This window comes from Selenomonas sp. oral taxon 126 (assembly GCF_001683335.1).
In the GTDB taxonomy this organism is placed as follows: Bacteria; Bacillota; Negativicutes; order Selenomonadales; family Selenomonadaceae; genus Centipeda.
The window spans coordinates 2,534,462-2,548,431 of sequence record NZ_CP016201.1 but is presented as its reverse complement, the minus strand read 5'-3'; the positions used below and the strand labels follow the sequence as shown (position 1 = coordinate 2,548,431).

General features: G+C 60.4%; 16 protein-coding genes and 1 pseudogene. All 17 read left to right on the top strand.

Annotation, left to right across the window (positions count from 1 at the left end; all coding sequences use genetic code 11):
- Window positions 1-22: 22 nt before the first annotated feature.
- The 17 genes and pseudogenes from AXF19_RS11615 (at window position 23) to cbiB (ending at window position 13,963) form a co-directional block, all read left to right on the top strand.
- The gene (locus AXF19_RS11615; RefSeq protein WP_066849098.1) at window positions 23-472 is read left to right on the top strand and encodes an N-acetyltransferase; all 450 of its coding nucleotides are present in this window, start codon (window positions 23-25) and stop codon (window positions 470-472) included.
- 12 nt (window positions 473-484) lie between these two features.
- The gene (aroF, locus tag AXF19_RS11610; protein ID WP_066849093.1) at window positions 485-1,498 is read left to right on the top strand and encodes a 3-deoxy-7-phosphoheptulonate synthase; all 1,014 of its coding nucleotides are present in this window, start codon (window positions 485-487) and stop codon (window positions 1,496-1,498) included.
- On the top strand, window positions 1,495-2,385 hold the full coding sequence (locus tag AXF19_RS11605; protein WP_066849090.1) for a prephenate dehydrogenase: 891 nt from the start codon (window positions 1,495-1,497) through the stop codon (window positions 2,383-2,385). Before aroF ends, AXF19_RS11605 begins: the two co-directional genes overlap by 4 nt.
- A 63-nt stretch (window positions 2,386-2,448) precedes the next feature.
- Window positions 2,449-2,614, top strand: a pseudogene (locus AXF19_RS16045) (hypothetical protein); the annotation flags it as partial.
- A gap of 9 nt (window positions 2,615-2,623) precedes the next feature.
- Window positions 2,624-3,085, top strand: a complete 462-nt coding sequence (gene lexA, locus AXF19_RS11600) for a transcriptional repressor LexA (RefSeq protein WP_442983847.1) — start codon at window positions 2,624-2,626, stop codon at window positions 3,083-3,085.
- Between the two features lie 100 nt (window positions 3,086-3,185).
- A complete protein-coding gene (cbiD, locus tag AXF19_RS11595) occupies window positions 3,186-4,304 on the top strand; it encodes a cobalt-precorrin-5B (C(1))-methyltransferase CbiD (protein ID WP_066849087.1) in 1,119 nt (372 codons plus the stop codon).
- The gene (gene cbiE / locus AXF19_RS11590) at window positions 4,294-4,935 is read left to right on the top strand and encodes a precorrin-6y C5,15-methyltransferase (decarboxylating) subunit CbiE (RefSeq protein WP_066849084.1); all 642 of its coding nucleotides are present in this window, start codon (window positions 4,294-4,296) and stop codon (window positions 4,933-4,935) included. The genes cbiD and cbiE overlap by 11 nt, the downstream gene beginning before the upstream one ends.
- Window positions 4,935-5,510, top strand: a complete 576-nt coding sequence (cbiT, locus tag AXF19_RS11585; RefSeq protein ID WP_066849081.1) for a precorrin-6Y C5,15-methyltransferase (decarboxylating) subunit CbiT — start codon at window positions 4,935-4,937, stop codon at window positions 5,508-5,510. The genes cbiE and cbiT overlap by 1 nt, the downstream gene beginning before the upstream one ends.
- A gap of 9 nt (window positions 5,511-5,519) precedes the next feature.
- Window positions 5,520-6,275, top strand: a complete 756-nt coding sequence (cobM, locus tag AXF19_RS11580; RefSeq protein ID WP_066849079.1) for a precorrin-4 C(11)-methyltransferase — start codon at window positions 5,520-5,522, stop codon at window positions 6,273-6,275.
- Window positions 6,272-7,360, top strand: a complete 1,089-nt coding sequence (locus AXF19_RS11575) for a cobalt-precorrin 5A hydrolase (protein ID WP_066849077.1) — start codon at window positions 6,272-6,274, stop codon at window positions 7,358-7,360. Before cobM ends, AXF19_RS11575 begins: the two co-directional genes overlap by 4 nt.
- Window positions 7,348-8,103 (top strand): precorrin-3B C(17)-methyltransferase, encoded by a 756-nt coding sequence (cobJ, locus tag AXF19_RS11570; protein WP_066849075.1) that lies wholly within the window; start codon window positions 7,348-7,350, stop codon window positions 8,101-8,103. The genes AXF19_RS11575 and cobJ overlap by 13 nt, the downstream gene beginning before the upstream one ends.
- Window positions 8,100-8,882 carry a precorrin-6A reductase gene (gene cobK / locus AXF19_RS11565; RefSeq protein WP_066849073.1) on the top strand — a complete coding sequence of 261 codons (783 nt, stop codon included), beginning with the start codon at window positions 8,100-8,102 and terminating at the stop codon, window positions 8,880-8,882. The genes cobJ and cobK overlap by 4 nt, the downstream gene beginning before the upstream one ends.
- A gap of 15 nt (window positions 8,883-8,897) precedes the next feature.
- The gene (locus AXF19_RS11560; RefSeq protein ID WP_066849070.1) at window positions 8,898-9,533 is read left to right on the top strand and encodes a precorrin-8X methylmutase; all 636 of its coding nucleotides are present in this window, start codon (window positions 8,898-8,900) and stop codon (window positions 9,531-9,533) included.
- Window positions 9,534-9,547: 14 nt separating this feature from the next.
- Window positions 9,548-10,915, top strand: a complete 1,368-nt coding sequence (locus AXF19_RS11555; protein ID WP_066849067.1) for a cobyrinate a,c-diamide synthase — start codon at window positions 9,548-9,550, stop codon at window positions 10,913-10,915.
- Window positions 10,903-11,472: a bifunctional adenosylcobinamide kinase/adenosylcobinamide-phosphate guanylyltransferase gene (gene cobU, locus AXF19_RS11550; RefSeq protein ID WP_066849065.1), complete on the top strand. Its 570-nt coding sequence runs from the start codon at window positions 10,903-10,905 to the stop codon at window positions 11,470-11,472. The genes AXF19_RS11555 and cobU overlap by 13 nt, the downstream gene beginning before the upstream one ends.
- The gene (locus AXF19_RS11545) at window positions 11,472-13,004 is read left to right on the top strand and encodes a cobyric acid synthase (protein WP_066849063.1); all 1,533 of its coding nucleotides are present in this window, start codon (window positions 11,472-11,474) and stop codon (window positions 13,002-13,004) included. The genes cobU and AXF19_RS11545 overlap by 1 nt, the downstream gene beginning before the upstream one ends.
- On the top strand, window positions 13,001-13,963 hold the full coding sequence (gene cbiB, locus AXF19_RS11540) for an adenosylcobinamide-phosphate synthase CbiB (RefSeq protein WP_066849062.1): 963 nt from the start codon (window positions 13,001-13,003) through the stop codon (window positions 13,961-13,963). Before AXF19_RS11545 ends, cbiB begins: the two co-directional genes overlap by 4 nt.
- The last annotated feature ends 7 nt before the right edge of the window (window positions 13,964-13,970 follow it).

Genomic DNA, 13,970 nt, shown 5'->3' with positions numbered 1-13,970 from the left:
TTGGAGAAGGGAGCGTGAGGGCATGATTTACCGAAAGGCACGGTTTGATGATATTGAGTCCATCTACGGACTCGTGCATATCTATGCAGTACAGGGAGAGATGCTCCCGCGCTCGCGCAATACGCTCTATGAGAACCTCCGCGATATGGTTGTGGCGGAGGAAGACGACACTGTCGTCGGTGTCGGTGCGCTGCACATCATGTGGGATCGGCTCGCCGAGGTGCGCATGATGGCGATTGCGCCCGAGCATACGCGGCAGGGGATCGGTGCGGAGATTGTGCGCCGCCTGCTCGCAGAGGGGGATGCGCTCGGCATCGAGAAGGTGTTTACGCTGACCTATAAGCCCGACTTTTTCCGCAAGCTCGGCTTCATCCGCATCAGCCGGGAGGAACTGCCGCAGAAGGTTTGGAAAGAGTGCATTGACTGCCCGAAGTATCCGAACTGTGACGAAATTGCTATGATCAAGGTATGATGGAGGCGCATTATGATAGTTGTTATGAATCCAAGAGCCACACAGGCGAATATCGATCAGGTCACGGCGAAGATTGAACAGGCAGGGCTTCGCACACATCTGTCGAAGGGCGAGGATCGCTTCATCATCGGCGTGATTGGCGATAAGAAGATCATTGCGGGGCTTGAGATGAATATGATGGAAGGCGTTGAGAAAACAGTTCGTATTACGGAGAAATACAAGCTCGTCAGCCGCGACTTCCATCCTGCCAACACGATTGTGGATGTGGCGGGCTTCCCCGTCGGCGGTGAGCAGCTTGCCATTATGGCGGGGCCCTGCTCGGTCGAGAGCTATGACCAGCTCTATGATGTTGCGGTCAAAGTGAAGGCGGCCGGTGCTCAATTCCTGCGCGGCGGTGCATTCAAACCGCGTACGAGTCCCTATGACTTTCAGGGACTCGGACTGGAGGGGCTGAAGATTCTCCGCGATGTGGCGGACAAGACCGGGCTGCGCGTTGTGACCGAGGTCGTGGACAAGGACGACATTGAACTCGTTGCCGAATATGCCGATCTGCTGCAGGTCGGGGCGCGCAATATGCAGAATTTCCAGATGCTCAAGGCGCTCGGCAGGACGCAGACGCCTGTGCTCTTCAAGCGCGGGCTGTCCGCAACGATCAGCGAGTGGCTGAATGCGGCCGAGTACATTGCTGCGGGCGGGAACGGGAACATCATCTTCTGCGAGCGCGGCATCCGCACCTACGAGACCTATACACGCAATACGATGGATCTTAACGCCGTGGCGGCGCTCAAGGAGCTCACACATTTTCCCGTCATTGCCGATCCGAGTCATGGGACGGGGCGCTGGCAGATGGTGCGCCCGCTCGCGCGCGCCTCTGTGGCGGTCGGTGCGGACGGTCTCATCATCGAGGTGCACTGCCATCCCGAGCGCGCGCTTTCGGACGGTGATCAGAGCCTCATCCCGCAGAAGTTTGAGCTGCTGATGGATGAGGTGCGCCAGATTGCCCCGGCGGTCGGGCGGCGCGCATGAAGCGGACAAAGCTCGCCATCATCGGCGTCGGTCTCATTGGCGGCTCGCTCGGACTCGCGCTCAAGGATGCACTTGGTGATGCCATCTATATCACGGGACTCTGCCGTACGGAGGCATCCATGCGTGCGGCGATGGCATGCGGCGCGGTAGACGTTGCCTCATCCGATCTCGAAGCTGTGGTGGGGGATGCGGATATTGTCTATCTCAGTCCGCCCGTCCTGCAGATTGTGCCGATGGTCGAGCGCATCCTGCCCTATCTGAAAGCGGGCGCAATCCTCACCGACGCGGGCAGTACGAAGGGCTATATCTACGAGGCACTGCACAGGATTCTGCCCCCGTATGTGTACTATGTGCCGGGGCATCCCATGACGGGGCGCGAGAAGAGCGGCGTCGAGGCAGCAACGAAGGATCTTTTTGCAGGCAAGGCGTACGTCATCATCGACGACGAGACGGTGCCGCAGGAGGTCAAGGAGCGATTGATGGCGCTCCTGAGGCATACGCGCGCGAACTTCACGACGCTTGATCTCGCACAGCATGACCGCTGCGCCGCAGTCATCAGCCATGTGCCGCATCTTGCGGCGGCGGCGCTCGTCACACTGCTGAACCGTAGCGGCGACGATCTGGACTCCTGTCTGAAGCTCATCGGCGGCGGCTTCAAGGACACCACGCGCATTGCGTCGTCTAATGCGGATATGTGGGCGGACATCTGCATGACGAACGGCGTGCCGATTGCGGACTCTCTGCGTGAGCTGCAGGCAATCCTCGGCGAGGTCATCACAGCGGTTGAGCGCGGGGATCGGCAGGCGGTGCACGATTATTTTGCTGCATCGAAGGAGCGCCGTGACGGCATTCTGCACGATGCAGAACAAAAATTTGATACGAATTGATGTTTTTTTTCAAAACCCTCTTTTTTTTAGAACGTACATATGCTATGATATAAAGGACTATATGTGTACGAACGAACCTGTCAGGGGGGTATTACCGTGAAGAAAACCAGAATCTCCACACGGCGTCAATCCGAGATCTTGCAGTATATTAAGGATTTCTTGGTCGAGAAGGGGTATCCGCCCTCGGTGCGTGAGAGTCGGACTGAAGTCCAGTTCGACCGTACATCGCTATCTCGCCATGCTCGAGGAGAACGGCGCGATTCGACGCGATGCGACGAAGCCGCGTGCGATCGACATCATGGGTGAGAATCCGTGGGGGCGCACGCTCCCTGTACCGCTTGTCGGAACAGTGACCGCGGGCGAGCCGATTCTCGCGGAGCAGAACGTCGAGGAGGTCTTCTCCTTCCCGCGCGCGCTGCTTGGAACCTCGGAGGATGTCTTTATGCTGCGCATACAGGGCGACAGCATGATCAACGTCGGCATCTTCGACGGGGACTTCGTGCTCGTGCGCCAGCAGCCGACGGCGAACAACGGGGATATTGTCGTGGCGCTGATCGATGGCGAGTCGGCGACGGTGAAGCGTTTCTTCCGCGAAAAGACCTGCATACGCCTGCAGCCGGAGAACGACTCGATGGAGCCGTTCTACGAGACGGATGTGCAGATTCTCGGCAAGGTCATCGGACTCTATCGCCATATTTGATGGACATTTCGGGAGCGTTGTGTGAAAAGCACGGCGCTCTCTTTTCATTTCCATGGAAGAATGTTATAATAACTCTGTTTTTCTCTTGTGGAGATTTTGTATGGCAAAGGGCGAATTACGCAGCGGATATACAACGGGAGCATGCGCGGCGGCGGGCGTCAAGGCAGCGTTCCTCTATATGGCGGGGGCGGACTGGCACGAGGTCAGTCTGACGGCATTGGACGGCACACCTCTGACGATTCCCGTGAAGGATGTTGTCAAGACGGTGGAGGGGATTCGCGCCGAGGTCGTGAAGTTCTCGGGGGATGACCCCGATATCACGAACGGCGTCTCTGTGTTCACAACGCTTACGCTTCTCGATGAAACGGATGATATTGAATTCCGCGCGGGCGAGGGCGTAGGTACGGTGACGAAACGCGGCATGAGTCTCCCCGTCGGTGAGCCGTCGATCAATATGGGACCACGGAACCTGATCCGCAACGTTGTGGAGGAGATGACAGGGAGTGCCGATGTCGGCGCGCGCGTGACGATCTCCATCCCTGCGGGTGTGGAGCTGGCGAAGAAAACGCTCAATCCCGTGCTCGGCATTGAGGGCGGGATCTCCGTGATCGGGACGACGGGCGTGCTCCGTCCGATGTCGGAGGAGGCGTTTAAGGACTCCCTTGTGCCGCAGATTGACGTAGCGCTTGCCGCAGGCGAGCCGGTGCTTGTCTTTGTCCCCGGCAAGATCGGAGAACGCATTGCGCTCTCTCTCGGTGTCTCACAGTCGGCGCTGATCGAGACGAGTAATTTCATCGGCTTTATGCTGGATCGTGCGGCGGAGCGCGGCGCGGAGAAAATCCTCATCCTCGGGCATACGGGCAAGCTCGTAAAGATGGCAGCGGGCGTATTCCACACGCACAACCGCGTTGCGGATGCGCGCCTTGAGACGCTTGCCGCCTATGCGGCGGCGGAGGGGCTGGCGCAGGAGGCGGTGCGCGCCGTGCTTGCGTCGAATACGACGGAGGACGCGATGGAGGTCATTGCTGCGGCAGGGCTTGCGGAGCGTGTCTGTGCCGTCATCGCCGAGCGCGTGCACGTCCGCGCGGAGCGCTATCTCTTCGGCAAGGTTCAGGTCGGCGCGCTGATGGTGAACTTTGCAGGGGATATTCTCGGCGCGGATGCGCGGGCGCTTTCCTTTGCCCGTGACTATGGATGGAGACTGAACCGTGAGTCATAAAATTATTGTTGTCGGCATCGGCCCCGGCGATCCTGCGTATTTGTTGCCAAAAGCACAGAAAACAATCGAAAATGCGCGTATCCTTGTCGGGGGGAAACGCGCGCTTGCAGATTTTTCCCACAGCGGGGCGCGCGAGTGCGCCATCGGTGCGGATATTCCGGGCGTGCTTTCCTTTATACGCGATGCGCTCGCAGAGGATGATGTTGTCGTCATGGTTTCGGGCGATCCCGGCTACTATTCGCTGCTCGACGCACTGCGGCGCAGCTTTCCCATTGGGCAGATCGAGGTCATCCCGGGGATCAGCTCCCTGCAGATGGCGTTTGCGCGGCTGGCGTTGCCGTGGCACTCTGCGCGGCTTCTCAGCTTTCACGGGCGTGAACCGCATGAGACAGAGCTTCTCCGCACGGATGGTGCTGTGCTCGGCATGCTGACGGATGGGCGGAACAACTCGCAGACCATTGCCGCGCGCCTCATGGCGCACGGATGGAGCAGCGATGACACAATGTATGTTTGCACGCGGCTTTCGTATGCAGATGAGCAGATCACAGAAATGACGATAGGTCAGGCGGCGGACACGGACGGCATCGGGCACGGTGTCATCATTGTCTGCGCGCATGAGGAGAAATATTGATGAATCTTGGAATCAAGGACGAGGCGTTTGTGCGCGGCAAGGTGCCGATGACGAAGGAGGAAATTCGCATCCTCACGCTGGTCAAGGCGCAGATTGCGCCCGATGCCGTCGTCTATGACATCGGTGCGGGCACGGGCTCACTCTCAATCGAGGCGGCACGGCTTGCACCTGCGGGGCATGTGTACGCGATAGAAAAGAATCCCGAGGGGATTGGTCTGATTGCGGAGAATGCAAAGAAATTCTCCGTTGAGAATATCACCGTTGTGGAGGGGGCAGCCCCCGACGCACTGGCGGGTCTGCCAACGTTGGATGTGGCTCTGATTGGCGGCAGCGGCCGACGCCTCGCGGATATTCTGGATATCATCGGGGAGCGGCTGCGCCCCAACGGGCGCATTGTGGCGAATGCGATTACAATTCAGACGGTCGCTGCCTGTCTGGACTATTTCCACGCACACGCAGACCTCTATACCTACGAGGCGATACAGGTGCAGATCAGCAGACTCGAGCGCGTCGGCCCGTACGATATGGCAAAGGCGCTCAATCCCATCTATATCATCACAGCTCAGAGAAAGTGAGGAAGAAATATGATCCATATTGTCGGTGCGGGTCCCGGTGATCCCGAACTCATCACGGTAAAGGGCGTGCGCTATCTCGCAGAGGCGGATGTCGTCATCTATGCGGGCTCGCTTGTCAATCCTGCCCTCCTTGACTACTGCAAGGACGGGGCGGAGATCCACAACTCGGCGCATATGACGCTGGACGAGGTGGTGGAGGTCATCGCGCAGGCGGAAGCCGACGGAAAGATGACCGTGCGCCTCCATACGGGCGATCCCGCGATCTACGGCGCGATCCAGGAGCAGATGGACGCGTGGGAGAAGCGCGGCTTTGCATACGATGTCGTGCCCGGTGTCAGCTCCTTCCTTGGGACGGCGGCGGCGCTGCGGCAGGAGTATACGCTGCCCGGCATCTCGCAGACAGTCATCATCACGCGCAACGAGGGGCGTACGCCCGTACCGGAGCGCGAGAAGCTGCGCAGCCTTGCGGCACATCATGCGACGATGTGCATCTTCCTCTCGATTGCAATGATCGAGGAGGTTGCGGCGGAGCTCATTGCGGGCGGCTACGAGGAGACCACGCCGATTGCCATCGTACAGCGCGCGACATGGCCGGAGCAGAAGATCCTGCGCGGCACGCTCGCGACGATTGCGGAGCAGGTGAAGGCGGAGGAGATCGACCGCACGGCGATGATCGTGGTCGGGGACTGCCTCAATACGGAATATGAGCTCTCGCAGCTCTATGCACCGCAGTTCTCGCACATGTTCCGGGACGCGAAAGCATGAGAACAGCGCTTTTTGCGCTCACGGCGGGCGGTGCGGCTCTCGCAGACCACCTCGCGGGCGCTGTGGAGGGCGGTGTGACGGTGCATCTGCCCGAGCATCTGCGCGGCAGTGCATTGACGAACAGCGAGACCGTTTACTTTGAGCGGCTTGCGGATATCATGCAGACGGCGTTTACGCGCTATGATGCGCTCGTCTGCGTGATGGCGACGGGCATTGTCGTGCGCATGATTGCACCCTATGTGGAGAACAAGCTATACGATCCCGCCGTCCTCGTCTTTGACGAGGCGGGGCGGCACGGCATCAGCCTCCTCTCGGGGCATATCGGCGGCGCGAATGAACTCACGCGAAACCTCTGCGCGGCGGTGGGCGCCGACCCCGTCATTACGACGGCAACGGATGTGACGGGCATGCTTGCCCCTGATGCGATTGCCGCGCGGCTTGCGCTGCGCCCCGTGCCGAAATCGGCAATACAGGTGCTGAATACGGCGCTGCTCGAGGGCAAGGAAATCGCGTATTATATTGCGAGCGATTTGCCGCATGCCGCATTCTACGAGGCGCAGCTGCGCGCGGAGGAAGTGCAGGCACGTCTCTTTCGTGGGGCTATACCGCCCGTGGGGGCGGATGAGTACCGCGTCGTTATCACGGCGGCGGATGACCTTCCGCAGGAACATGCGCCGCGCACACTGTATCTCGTGCCGCGCCGTCTCATTGCCGGCGTCGGCTGCCGCGCGGGTATCCCCGAGGCGAAGATCCTGCGTGCGCTGACGGAGGCGTGCGGCATAATCGGCAGAGAGCCGTCTGACATCGATCTCCTCGCGAGCACGACAGTCAAGCGCGATGAGGCGGGGCTGCTTGCAGCGGCAGAGACGCTCGGGCGGGAGATACGCTTCTTTCCGAACGAGGCACTTGCAGAGATGATTGAACGATACGGGCTAAAGGAGTCCGATTTTGTCCGGCAGACGATCGGCGCCGGGAATGTATCCGAAGCGGCGGCGCTCTGTGCGGCAGGTAAAGCAGGCGGGCGCATGGCGCTCGAAAAAACATCATTTGGGAAAGTGACGGTGGCACTCTTATGGGAAAAATAAGTGTTGTGGGCATCGGCCCCGGCAGTCTGGATGATATGACCTACCGCGCGCGGCGCACAATCGAGGAAGCGACGACGGTTGTCGGCTACAAGCGCTATGTGGAGCTCATTGCGGAGCTGGTCGATGGGAAAAAGGTGCTCGATACGGGCATGACACAGGAGATCGACCGTTGCCGTGCGGCGCTCAAGGAGGCGTCGGAGGGGGAGACGGTTGTCGTCATCTCGAGCGGCGATGCCGGCATCTACGGGATGGCAGGACTCGTGCTTGAGCTGCTTGTGAAGATGGATGAGGCGGAGCGCCCCGAATTCGGCGGTGTCATCCCGGGGGTCTCGGCGATGAGTGCGGCGGCGGGACTCCTCGGTGCGCCTCTCATGCACGACTTCGTTGTCATCAGCCTCTCGGATCTGCTCACGCCGTGGGAGATCATTCAGGAGCGCGCAGAGCTCGCGGCAAAGGGCGACTTTGTCACGGCGCTTTACAATCCGCGCAGCAATAAGCGCGTGGGGCAGATCAAGGCAGTACAAGAGATCTTCCTGCGCCACCGTGCAGCCGAGACTCCTGTTGGCATTGTGACGGGGGCGAGCCGTGCGAATGAGGCGACGCTGATCTCTACGCTTGGTGACTTTACGAAGGAGGACATCAACATGTTCTCGCTCGTCATCATCGGCAACTCGAAGACGCGGACGGTGGGCGACTGGATGATTACACCGCGCGGCTATCAGAAACGGGAGCCGGGGCTTTGATATTCACGGCAGCAGGCACACAGGACGGACGTGAGATCGTGCGTCGCCTCTGTGTAGCAGGATATGACGTGGCGGCGTCGGTCGTCAGCTCCTACGGGCAGCAGCTCCTCGCAGAGCAGCGGGAGAGCGGTAGCGGTCGCCTCCTCATCAACGACACGCCGCTCGATGAGGGGGGGCTACGCGCATTTTTCGCGGAGCATGGCGTGCACGTCTTCGTCGACGCGACCCATCCCTACGCCGTCAATGTCTCGCGCAACGCCATGACAGCGTGCACGGCGGCGGGGATTCCCTACATCCGCTTTGAGCGTGATCTGACGGACATCTCGTATGAGAATGTACATCTCGTGCACTCCTATGAGGAGGCGTCAGAGGTTGCGGCGCGGCTTGGAAAAAATATTTTTTTGACGACGGGTAGCCGCAATCTGGAGCGCTTCGTAAAGGCAGAGCCACTTGCGGACTGTACCCTCATTGCACGCGTTCTGCCGACGGCGGAGGTCATTGCGCTCTGTGAGGGGCTCGGGCTGACGCCGGCGCAGATCATTGCGATGCAGGGACCGTTCTCGCGCGAACTGAACCGCAGTATGTATGAGAAGTATCAGGCGGATGTTATCATCACAAAGAACAGCGGGACAATTGGCGGCACGGATGCCAAATTTCAGGCGGCGGCGGATCTCAATCTGCCCGTCATCGTGATCGACCGCCCCGTGCTTTCCTACCCGCATCTTGCACACAGCTATGAAGAAATAAAGACATTTGTCGATTCGGTCAGCGAATCGTAGGAATAGGAGTTATCCATGGATTTCATCAAGGAGCCGATGGCGATTGAAAACCGCAGCATGGAGCTGATTGCGCCCCATCTGGAGGGGCTTCATCTGGATGAGCGTGCAACGAAGCTCTATTCGCGCCTGATCCATGCCTCGGGTGATGTCGGCTATGCGCCGATCACGCGCGTGCATCCAGAGGCGATTGACCGCGCCATTGAGGCACTGAAGGCGGGTGCGCATATCTATACGGATGTCGAGATGGTGCGCACGGGCATCAACAAGAAGAAGCTCGCTTCGTTCGGCGGCGAGGTACACTGTCTGGTTGCCGATCCCGAGGTTGCTGCCCGTGCAAAGGCAGAGGGCATTACGCGCTCGATGGTTGCCATGCGCCAGTTCGGCAAGGCGCTCGACGGTAGCATTGTCGCCATTGGCAACGCGCCGACGGCGCTCTTCGAGGTGCTGCGCCTCGTGCGTGAGGAGGGCATCCGTCCCGCCTGCATCGTGGGCATTCCCGTGGGTTTCGTGGGCGCGGCTGAGTCCAAGGCGGCGCTTGCATCGCACGGCATCGTTCCCTATATCACCGTCGAGGGGACGAAGGGCGGCAGCCCGATTGCCGCTGCGGCGATCAACGCGCTCATGTATCTCATTGACAACACGCGTCCCTAAGGAGAGATGGATTCATGCAGTGGAATATCCCGCGCATTGTGATTGCAGCGACGCAGTCAGGCGGCGGCAAGACCACGCTCGTGACAGGGCTTCTTTCGGCTCTGCGCGCGCGTGGTCTTCGCGTGCAGTCCTTCAAGGTGGGGCCGGACTACATCGACCTCGGCTATCATCATCTGGCGAGCGGGCGTACGGGACATAATCTGGACACGTGGCTCGTGCCCGAGGCGCGTCTGACGGAGATCTTTGCGCACGAATGCGTGGATGCGGACATCGCCGTCATCGAGGGGGTCATGGGACTCTATGACGGCGGGCGGCGCGGCGTCAGTTCGACGGCTGCGATTGCAAAGGCGCTGGACGCACCCGTTCTGCTCGTCATCGATGCAAAATCCGTCGGAGCGTCTGCGGCGGCAACGGCGCTCGGCTTCCGTGTCTATGACCCTGCGGTCAATCTCGCGGGCGTGCTCCTCAACCGCCTCGGCAGCGAGACACATGAGGAGATGGTGCGCACGGCGATGGAGGGCGTCGAGCTGCGCGTCTACGGCGCTCTGCGGCGCGACGCCGCGCTCGCTTTGCCCGAGCGTCATCTCGGATTGACGCCCGTGGAGGAGCACGCGGCGGCGGCGACGATCGCCACTGTTGGGCAGCGGGTCGAGGCGGGGCTGGATCTGGACGCGATTATGGAACTTGCCCGCAGTGCCTCTCCACTGTCTGTTGCCCCTCCCATGCACACGGATGCTGTATCTTCCGTCCGCATCGGCGTGGCGCGCGACGAGGCGTTTTCCTTTTACTATGCGGCGAGCCTTGCAGAACTCGAGGCGCACGGCGCGGAGATCGTCACGTTCAGCCCCCTGCACGATGAGGCACTGCCCGATGTGGACGGCATCATCATCGGCGGCGGTTTCCCCGAGATGTTTGCGCGCCAGCTGGCGGAGAATACGGCAATGTGCGCCTCGATCCGCCGTGCGGCAGAAGCGGGGATGCCGCTCTACGCCGAATGCGGCGGCTATATGTATCTGATGCGCTCCCTGATTGATTTCGACGGGGCAGAGCATGAGATGGTCGGCATCTTCCCAGCGCGCGCACGCATGACGGAGAAACTGCAGATGGTCGGCTATGTGGAGGCGGAGCAGCTGGCAGACACCGTACTCGGTGCGGCGGGGCTTGTGCTTCACGGACATGAATTCCACTTCTCCGTGGAGGAGGCAGACGAGGGCACGGCAGCAGCGCGTCCGTTCCGCTTCACAAAGCTGCGCAATCATGCGCAGTATGCTGCGGGGCATGCGTACAAAAATGCGCTCGGCAGCTATCTGCATCTGCACTTTGCAGGCTGTCAGGATGCGGCAAATCATTTTGTGGAGGCGTGTCGCAGATGGGACAGATAATTCTCGTGACGGGCGGTGTCCGCTCGGGCAAGTCTGCATTTGCCGAGCGCTATGCCGCACATTGTGCCGCGTTTGGGGCACAGGTCGCCTACATTGCAACGGCACAGGTCTACGATACGGAGATGCAGCAACGCGTCGATCTCCATCAGGCGCGCCGTCCTGCCAACTGGTCGACCTATGAGGCTCCCTTTTTTTCGGAGAACGCCATCCGCGAGGCGGGGAAGTCGCACGGCGTGATTCTCTTTGACTGCATTACAATGTTCCTGAGCAATGATATGCTCCAATATCCCGAAGACGAGCAGGAGCGTGACTCCTTCGTCCTCCATGTGGAGGAGCGGATTGGTGCGCTGATTCAGGCGGCGCAGGAGGTGGAGGCGACGACGATCTTCGTCACGAACGAGGTGGGTGCGGGCATTGTGCCCGAACATCGGCTTGGACGCCTCTACCGCGATATGGCGGGGCTGGCGAATCAGCAGATTGCACACAGCGCCGCAGAGGTCTACCTTGTCACCTGCGGCATTCCCGTGAACATCAAGAAAATTGCGGAGGCGATCTGATGGCTAAGAGCATTATGCTGATGGGGACGAGCTCCCATGTGGGCAAGAGCATATTGACAACGGCGCTCTGCCGTATCTTTCAGCAGGAGGGGAAGCGTGTCGTGCCGTTCAAGGCACAGAACATGGCGCTGAACTCCTATGTCACACTCGACGGGCGCGAGATGGGGCGTGCGCAGGTTGCGCAGGCAGAGGCGGCGGGGCTTGCGCCCGAGGTTCACATGAATCCTGTCCTGCTGAAACCCACGGGGAATTCGCAGTCGCAGGTCGTCATTATGGGTGAGCCGGTCGGCAATATGAGCGCGCGTCAGTACCACAAGGGCTACTCGCTCAAGGCGTGGGGTGCGGTCGAGGAAGCCCTTGATGTCTTGCAGGAAAACTACGACCTGCTTGTGATCGAGGGAGCGGGCAGTCCCGCCGAGATCAACCTCAAGGCGAACGACATTGTGAATATGCGCGTCGCAAAGCATCTGCGCGCGCCCGTCCTCCTCATCGCGGACATCGACCGCGGCGGCGCGCTCGCCTCCCTCGTGGGCACGCTGGAACTTCTCGACGAGGAGGAGCGCGCCCTCGTCAAGGGGCTTGTCATCAACAAATTTCGCGGCGACGTGACTCTGCTGACCCCTGCACTTGACTTCCTTGAGGAAAAAACGGGGAAACCCGTGCTCGGCGTTGTGCCGCATATCGAGCAGCTCGGCATCGACGAGGAGGATTCGGTATCGCTTGATGAAAAGCACTATGGGGACGGCTCCGCGCACAGCGGTCAGCTGCGCATTGCCGTCATCCGAACGCCGAAGCTCTCGAATTTTACGGATTTTGATGCGCTCACAAACGAGCCGGATGTCGCGCTCTACTATGTGGGTACGCCGCGCGAGCTCGGGACGCCCGACCTCATCCTCCTCCCTGGGTCGAAGAATACGACGGAGGATCTACTCTACATCCGTGAGTCGGGCTTGGAGGCTGCAATCCGTGCGCGTGTGACAGAGGGGACGCCGCTCTTTGGCATCTGCGGCGGCTATCAGATGCTTGGCCGTGTTGTGCGCGACCCGTTGCATACGGAGTCCGAGCACGATGAGACGGCGGGCTTCGGCTATCTGCCGATTGAGACGAGTTTTGCGGCGACGAAGCGACTGCGTCAGGTTACAGCATCCGCTGACCTTCCCTTTTTGGGGGCACAGATTGCGGGTACGGGGCTCTCAGGCTATGAGATTCACATGGGAGAGACGCACTTTATGGAGGACGTTCATCGTCCGTTCCGCATTGTTTCGGCAGCGGGGACGGCGGTGGATCTGCCCGATGGAGCGGTCTCGGCGGACGGGCTTGTTGCGGGCACCTACATCCACGGCGTATTCGATGACGACGACTTCCGCCGTGCTCTGCTCAACCGTCTGCGCGTGCAGCGCGGTCGGGAGGAGCTGCCTGTGCAGTACCGCTATCGTGCGGAAAAGGAGCGCGCCTATGACCGTCTCGCCGAGACGGTGCGTGCGAGCCTCGACATGGAGAAGCTGCGCGAAATCGTGGAGGGGCGCAGATGATCTCGCCCTCCCTCATCGCCATGGCGGCGTTCTTTCTCGATACCGTCCTCGGCGATCCGCAGACGCGATGGCATCCCGTCGCCGTGCTGGGGCGCCTGATTGCATTTTTGGAGAAGCTGCTCTATCCGTTGCGGGGGAGCGACGCGCAGAAATTTGCGATGGGATCGCTCCTGACGCTGCTTGTACTCTGTATTTCCTACGCATTTGCCGAGGGGCTTCTCTTGGCGGCGCGTCAGCTGCCCGTGGCGTGGGGCGCGGATGTCGTCAGCGTCATCCTTCTCTACTTTTGCATCTCGCCGCGCATGCTTGCCAAGGCGGGGCAGGACATCTATGCGCTACTCGTCAAGGGGGATATCACAGCGGCGCGCGAGCACGTCGGCTACATCGTCGGGCGCGACACGGCAGAGCTGGATGAGGCGGATGCCGCGCGCGCGGCAATCGAGACGGTGGCGGAGAACACCGTGGACGGCGTGATTGCGCCGCTTTTCTTCTTTGCACTCGGGGGCGCGCCGCTTGCCGTTCTCTATCGCGCGGCGAATACGATGGACTCCATGCTCGGCTATAAGAACGAGCGCTACCTTTACTTTGGGCGCATGGCGGCACGTGTGGACGACGTGCTGAACTTCGTTCCCGCGCGGATCACAGGCATACTCTTTGTGATGGCGGCGTTCCTGCTCGGCTATGACGGGCGCAACGCGCTGAACATCCTCGTGCGTGATGCCGCAGGGCATCCGAGTCCCAACGGCGGTCATGCGGAGGCGCCCGTTGCGGGGGCACTGCACATCCGACTCGGCGGCATCAATTACTACTTTGGCGAGCGGCATTTCCGCGCCTATATGGGAGATGCGCATATGGATATTACGGCGAAGCACATCCTCGGCGCGATCCGCCTCATGTATACCGTGACCGTCCTCTATCTGCTGCTTTACTATCTCCTATCTCTCTATTATCATATTTAGGGAAGCA

Coding starts and splice junctions, on each gene's coding strand:
- cbiB (WP_066849062.1), top strand. CDS start 13,001: ATGATCTCGCCCTCCCTCATCGCCATGGCGGCGTTCTTTCTCGATACC.
- cobU (WP_066849065.1), top strand. CDS start 10,903: ATGGGACAGATAATTCTCGTGACGGGCGGTGTCCGCTCGGGCAAGTCT.
- aroF (WP_066849093.1), top strand. CDS start 485: ATGATAGTTGTTATGAATCCAAGAGCCACACAGGCGAATATCGATCAG.
- AXF19_RS11555 (WP_066849067.1), top strand. CDS start 9,548: ATGCAGTGGAATATCCCGCGCATTGTGATTGCAGCGACGCAGTCAGGC.
- AXF19_RS11615 (WP_066849098.1), top strand. CDS start 23: ATGATTTACCGAAAGGCACGGTTTGATGATATTGAGTCCATCTACGGA.
- AXF19_RS11545 (WP_066849063.1), top strand. CDS start 11,472: ATGGCTAAGAGCATTATGCTGATGGGGACGAGCTCCCATGTGGGCAAG.
- cobJ (WP_066849075.1), top strand. CDS start 7,348: ATGGGAAAAATAAGTGTTGTGGGCATCGGCCCCGGCAGTCTGGATGAT.
- cobM (WP_066849079.1), top strand. CDS start 5,520: ATGATCCATATTGTCGGTGCGGGTCCCGGTGATCCCGAACTCATCACG.
- cbiT (WP_066849081.1), top strand. CDS start 4,935: ATGAATCTTGGAATCAAGGACGAGGCGTTTGTGCGCGGCAAGGTGCCG.
- lexA (WP_442983847.1), top strand. CDS start 2,624: ATGCTCGAGGAGAACGGCGCGATTCGACGCGATGCGACGAAGCCGCGT.
- AXF19_RS11575 (WP_066849077.1), top strand. CDS start 6,272: ATGAGAACAGCGCTTTTTGCGCTCACGGCGGGCGGTGCGGCTCTCGCA.
- AXF19_RS11605 (WP_066849090.1), top strand. CDS start 1,495: ATGAAGCGGACAAAGCTCGCCATCATCGGCGTCGGTCTCATTGGCGGC.
- cbiD (WP_066849087.1), top strand. CDS start 3,186: ATGGCAAAGGGCGAATTACGCAGCGGATATACAACGGGAGCATGCGCG.
- AXF19_RS11560 (WP_066849070.1), top strand. CDS start 8,898: ATGGATTTCATCAAGGAGCCGATGGCGATTGAAAACCGCAGCATGGAG.